This window comes from Devosia sp. (assembly GCF_041917035.1).
Classification (GTDB): Bacteria; Pseudomonadota; Alphaproteobacteria; order Rhizobiales; family Devosiaceae; genus Devosia_A.
The window spans coordinates 1-5,646 of the sequence record NZ_JAYRYM010000242.1 but is presented as its reverse complement, the minus strand read 5'-3'; the positions used below and the strand labels follow the sequence as shown (position 1 = coordinate 5,646).

Here is a 5,646-nt window from a genome sequence, read left to right as displayed (position 1 = left end):
TGAGGTCAAGCTCCCGGTCGAACAGCGCGACACGCCCGAGTTCCCTGTAGGCAGTGCCGTCGGTAGGGTCCAGCGCCACGGCGCGTTCGGCATGCAGCTTGGCCTTGTCGAGCAGGCCGTGATCCGAGCCGGACCGCAGCACCCATTCGATCACGTAGGTCCGCGCCAGCGCGCTCTCGATGCTGGCCTGACCCGGTTCAATCTCGCGCGCCAGGCGCAGCGACTTCCGCCCGCGCCGCACCTTGGGAAGGTCGAAGGTTCTGAGGTTGTGCCGGCCGGTGAGATAGTGCGCGTAGGCATCGGGGCTGCGCTCGGTGCGCTCGCGCTGCAGCTCGGCAGACTCAATGCTGTCGGCAAGGGCGTGGGCAATGCCATTGGTGAAGTCCCAGTAGCGATCCGCGGCCGAGGCGGGCGAGAACGTGTACTTGCTGGCCCAGACGATCTCGCGCCCGGCGCTGCGCACGAGGCGAATGGCGAGCGAGAGGCCGTCGCCGGTGAAGTCCGGCGCAACGCGGCTCTCCACGGCGTAGTCGATCTGATGGGCGCGCACCTCATCGAGGGCACTGAACGGATCGAGCTGCCAGGCGGTATGCGGCGCGATCACGGAAACCGAGCGCAGGCGCGACAGGCCGATGGTGACATCCTCGACCAGCGCGGGGGCCAGGTGGCGCGGCATGCCCGTCTGCTTGTGCTCCTGCAGGGGCGGCAGCAGCACCACTCGCGGGACGAATGCAAGGCGCTCCGCCACGGACACCGGCTCCGCGCTGATCGTCGCCTTCGGCTCGGCGACGCTGCGCGGACCGTGCCGGTCCACCAGGGCGGAGATGTCGGCGGCGGGTTCAAGGCCGAGGCCTCGACTGAGCCGGTTGCGAAACGCTTCGAGCGCGGTGCGGGCGCCGGGCGCGTCGTCGTCGGCAAGGTGCAACTCGATCGTCGCCCGCGCCACGGCGTCCGAATAGGGAAGGCGCTCGGCCAGTCGCTGCAGGGCCGCGTGCCCTCCACGACCGCCGATGCGCAGGGCCGCATCCGTCGCCTGCGCCACGAACTGGTCCTCGATGCGGCTGCGCTCCATGGCCAGCCATTGATCGAACCCCTCGCCGAAGCCCTCGATTCCACTCAGCAATTCGCCTCGGTAGAGGGCAACGAGGTGGTCGAGGTCCGCCGGATCGGCAACAGCGCGCAAGCGCCCCATCTCGCGCAGATCGAGCGCAATACTGCGGCTGAGTTCGATCTCGGTAGCATCGGCGTCGAACAGTTCGAAGCCGTTATGGGCTTCCAACTCGCGGGTGTGGAGCAGCGTCTGGCGCAAGTTGGTCAGCGCCTGCTCAAGAGTACTGTCCTCCCAGATACGTTCGGCAATCGTTGCTCGCCGCGTTCTTTCACGAAACTCGAGGTACAGCATCGCGGCCAGCGCATAGGCTTTCTGGCGCAGTTTTACGACGTTGCCGTCCGCCAACCGCAAAATCGGCGTCCCAAGTAGCTGCAATGTGGTCGTTTCACGCATCGGTGAGATTCCGGACGCCCAATTGCCCGCCTGCAAAGGGCTGAAGTTTACTTGACGAAGTAAAGCGAGAAGCGTAGGCACATAACGGCTGCATAACGCGCGCAAATAAGAATCATAACGCCGACGCACGCTGGAAATAGACGCAGCCTAGCACGGCGCGAAGTTCGTGTAGCAATGGGTGAAACCACATAACGGTATGAATCGAGACAAATATGGAAGCAAGTGCACCGGGGTCGTCGGGCTCAATGAATAACACCAGTGAACGCTCTGGGGACAAGCTGATCGAGCTCAGTGCCTCCGTGGTCAGTGCCTATGTCAGTCACAACGCGCTCAGCGCGAGCGATCTGCCGAAACTCATCGCGCAGGTCCATGCGGCCTTTGCCGGGCTCGGTGCCGTCGCAGCGCCCGAAGCTGTAGCGGAGTTGCGCCCTGCGGTGTCGCCCAAGAAGTCGATCACCCCGGATTATCTGATCTGCCTCGAAGATGGCAAGAAGTTCAAGTCGCTGAAGCGGCACCTCAAGACCGAGTACGACATGTCGCCGGACGAGTACCGGGCCAAGTGGGGCCTGCCGGCCGACTACCCGATGGTGGCGCCGAGCTATTCGGAGGCCCGCTCCCGGCTGGCCAAGAGCATCGGACTCGGGCGCAAGCCCGCCGCGGCGCCCGCGCCTGCCCGCGCCGGTCGCGGACGCGCCAAGGCCACGGCCTGACGTTCCCGCTGCAGGGCAACCACCTTCTCGGCTGAGGGCAAGAAGAACCGGCATCGCTTGGCGATGCCGGGACACTTGGTCGCAGGTTCTTGGAGGTTCGAATGGGGGGACTGCTTTCCCCGCCGAGCAGGGAAAGCAGTCGACACAGGACCCGAATTTCCCATGCGGGCGTAAGGTAGCAGGGTTGTCGTGACGCAGCCGTTATGCGGACGCGATAGCAGCGCGAATTCCGCACGGTCGGCATGCGGCCTTGGCGCTTGTGAACGGCGGCGAGGGGCGCCACTCTAGGGCTCCACTCGCCCGGCAGCCCGACGATGCCCCCGCCAAGCCCAGCAGTCCTCGACCAATGGTATCCGCTTGCGGCCCGTGAAGATGTGCCGGACGGCATTCCGCTTGCCACGGTGTTGCTGGATGTTCCGGTGCACCTGCAGCGGGAGGGTGAGGGCATCCGGGTCAGTCGCGCCGGTGACGGGGGGCGCCTTCCCGTGTGCGAGCGCCACGGTTTTGTCTGGACCAGCCTCGGCACCCCCCCGGCAGCGGTCTTTGCCATTCCCGAGTATGACGAGCCCGATCGCTTCAACATCTGCGCCGGCTCCATCGGGGTCAATGTCTCGGCGCCGCGGGCGATCGAGAACTTCCTCGACATGGGGCACTTCCCCTATGTGCACACCGATATCCTCGGGGCGGAGCCGCACACCGAGGTCAAGGAATACGACGTCGAGATCTCGACCGATCGCGACGAGATCGTGGCGACGCGCTGCCGCTTCTTCCAGCCGCGCGCCGCGCTGAGCGCGCTCGAAGGGCAGGAGGTCGAATATGTCTATCGCGTTCCTCACCCCTATTGCGCCGTGCTGTACAAATCCTGTCCCGCCGCGCCCGGGCGCATGGACGTCATCGCCATCTTCTGCCAGCCGATGGGCGAGGAGACGATCCGGGCGCACCTGATGTTGTCCATGCTCGACGAGGTCAACACGCTCACCGGCATGCGCCGCTTCCAGCAGACGATCTTCGGACAGGACCGGCCCATCCTCGAGAACCAGTTCCCCAAGCGGCTGCCGCTCGATCCGCGCGCCGAGACGCCGATCCGGGCCGACAAGTCGGCAATCGCCTATCGCCGCTGGCTGAGCCTGAAGGGGATCAACTATGGCGTGATCGCACAGGCCGGCTGAGATGGAAGACCTGCACCGCGCCTGGCATCCGATTGCCGCAAGCGACGACCTGCCGCTGCGGCACGTCTTTCACGGCCAGTTGCTTGGCCAGGAGATGGCGGTGTGGCGCGCCGATGACGGCCACGTCAATGTCTGGGAGAACCGCTGCCTGCATCGCGGCGTGCGGCTGTCGATCGGCCTCAACGAGGGGGCCGAACTCAAGTGCCAGTACCATGGCTGGCGCTACGCGAACCGTTCGGCCGGCTGCACCTACATCCCGGCGCATCCTGCCGATGCGCCGGCGCGCCGGATTGCCAACCGCACGTACCCGATGCGCGAGGCGCATGGTCTCGTGTGGTCGGCACTGGAGGCGCCGGATGGCGATGAACTGCCGGTGCCGGAGGGAGACTGGCTGCCGCTGCGCCCGCTCCCCGTGCAGGCGACCCCGGACGCGGTCCTTGCCGGCCTTGCGGCGCAACGCGCCGCAGGCGCCGCATTTGCGCCCCTGCAGCCGCTCGGCATGGCGATGACGCTCGCCGGCGCAGACGGGCGGCATGCGCTGTTCTTCGTGCAGCCGGTCGATGCGGGGCGGGCGGTGATCCGCGGACTGGTGACCCGGCCCGCCGGCGATGCCGTCGGCGTGCTGCGCCGCTACAACGCACTGCTATCAGCGCTCCGGGACGGACTTGAGGCGGCGGCGCTCGAAGGCGGACGACCGGCCCCGATCGAACCGGTCTATCAGCAGGTGCCGATCGAACTTGCGACGATGCCCGACCTGACCCCCGGCCGGCAGGCAACGCTGAGCGTGCGTGTGAAGCGGAAATGGGCGGCCGGCGAGGGGGTGACCGGGCTGGAGCTGGCGCCGCTCGAGGGACACGTGCCGACCTTCCAGCCGGGGGCCCATGTCGACCTGCACCTGCCCAACGGCCTCGTCCGGCAGTACTCGATCACCAACGGCCCCGGGGAGATGCTGGCCTATCGCATCGCCGTCAAGCGCGAGCCGAACTCGCGAGGCGGTTCGGCGGCGATCTGCGACGGGCTGCGGGTCGGTGACGTGCTGGCCGTTTCCGAGCCCCGCAACAACTTTCCGCTCCGGCGCGACGCGACCCACACGATCTTCATCGCCGGGGGAATCGGGGTCACGCCGTTGCTGGCCATGGCCAGGGCCTTGCAGCGGTCGAGGCTGGGCTTCGACTTCCATGCCTTTGCCCGTTCGGCGGCCCATTTGCCGCTGGCCGACGAACTCGAGGCGCTGGGGGACAATCTGGTGCGGCACCTCGGCCTCGACCCTGACGCGACGGCGGAGCAGATAAGGAGACTCCTTGGAACGTATCGGTTCGGACAGCAGGTCTATGTCTGCGGCCCCGGGCCGATGCTGGAACGCGCGAGGACGCTGGCAGCGGACCTCGGATGGCCCGACGAAGCCGTGCATTTCGAGTACTTCAGCAACACCCGCCGGATCGATACGAGCAGCAGCTTCACGGTGGAACTGGCGCGCTCCGCACTGAGCCTTGCGGTGCCGGCGGGCAAATCGATCCTCGAGGTGCTGCGGGAACACGGCATTGCCGTGCCATCGTCCTGCGAGCAGGGGGCGTGCGGCACCTGCCTTGCGCGCGTGCTGGAGGGGGAGCCGGAGCATCAGGACGTCTATCTCAACAGCAGCGAGCGGGCCGGCAACACCGTGATGATGACCTGTGTCTCGCGCGCCCGCACTGCCCGGCTGGTGCTCGACATCTGATGATCACGCTCTACGACTACGAGCTGTCCGGCAATTGCTACAAGCTGCGGCTGTTCCTTTCGATCCTCGAGCTCGCCTACGATATCGTGCCGATCGACTTCTATCCGGGACGGGAGCACAAGTCGGCGGCGTTCCTCGCACTCAATCCGCGCGGGCAGCTGCCGGTGCTGATCGACGGGGGCGAGGTGCTCACCGACAGCCAGTCGATCCTCGTCCACCTCGCCCGCACCTACGACGGGTCGGGCCTGTGGTACCCGACCGGCGACACGGCGGTGCTGACCGAAATCGAGGCCTGGCACGACTTTGCCGAGCAACTGACGCAGACCGTCTCTGCCGCGCGCCTGACCATAGCCATGAGTTATCCGTTCGACCTCGAGAAGGCGCAGGCGGGAGCGCACACGTTGTTCCGGCGACTGGACGAGCACCTGTGGTTTGCCGAGCGCGAAGGGCAGGATTGGCTGTGCCGCGCCGGCCACCCGACCACCGCGGACATCGCCTGCTTTCCCTATATCGCACTCAGCGAGGAGGGCGGGGTGTCGCGTCAGG

Annotated in this window: 5 protein-coding genes; 4 read left to right on the top strand and 1 reads right to left on the bottom strand. The window is 66.7% G+C overall.

What is annotated here, in order from left to right; translation table 11 throughout:
- Positions 1 to 1,609: BTAD domain-containing putative transcriptional regulator (locus ACE3TU_RS18315; protein ID WP_374626825.1), on the bottom strand; the 1,609-nt coding region annotated here is incomplete at its 3' end.
- 140 nt (positions 1,610 to 1,749) lie between these two features.
- On the opposite strand from ACE3TU_RS18315, the gene ACE3TU_RS18310 reads away from it, so the two are divergent.
- From ACE3TU_RS18310 to ACE3TU_RS18295, 4 genes are all read left to right on the top strand, one after another.
- A complete protein-coding gene (locus ACE3TU_RS18310; protein WP_374626823.1) occupies positions 1,750 to 2,214 on the top strand; it encodes a MucR family transcriptional regulator in 465 nt (154 codons plus the stop codon).
- A gap of 314 nt (positions 2,215 to 2,528) precedes the next feature.
- Positions 2,529 to 3,383: an aromatic ring-hydroxylating dioxygenase subunit alpha gene (locus ACE3TU_RS18305; protein ID WP_374626821.1), complete on the top strand. Its 855-nt coding sequence runs from the start codon at positions 2,529 to 2,531 to the stop codon at positions 3,381 to 3,383.
- 1 nt (position 3,384) lies between these two features.
- On the top strand, positions 3,385 to 5,100 hold the full coding sequence (locus tag ACE3TU_RS18300; RefSeq protein WP_374626819.1) for a Rieske 2Fe-2S domain-containing protein: 1,716 nt from the start codon (positions 3,385 to 3,387) through the stop codon (positions 5,098 to 5,100).
- A partial coding sequence (locus ACE3TU_RS18295; protein WP_374626817.1) for a glutathione S-transferase family protein occupies positions 5,100 to 5,646 on the top strand: 547 nt, incomplete at its 3' end. The genes ACE3TU_RS18300 and ACE3TU_RS18295, both read left to right, overlap by 1 nt.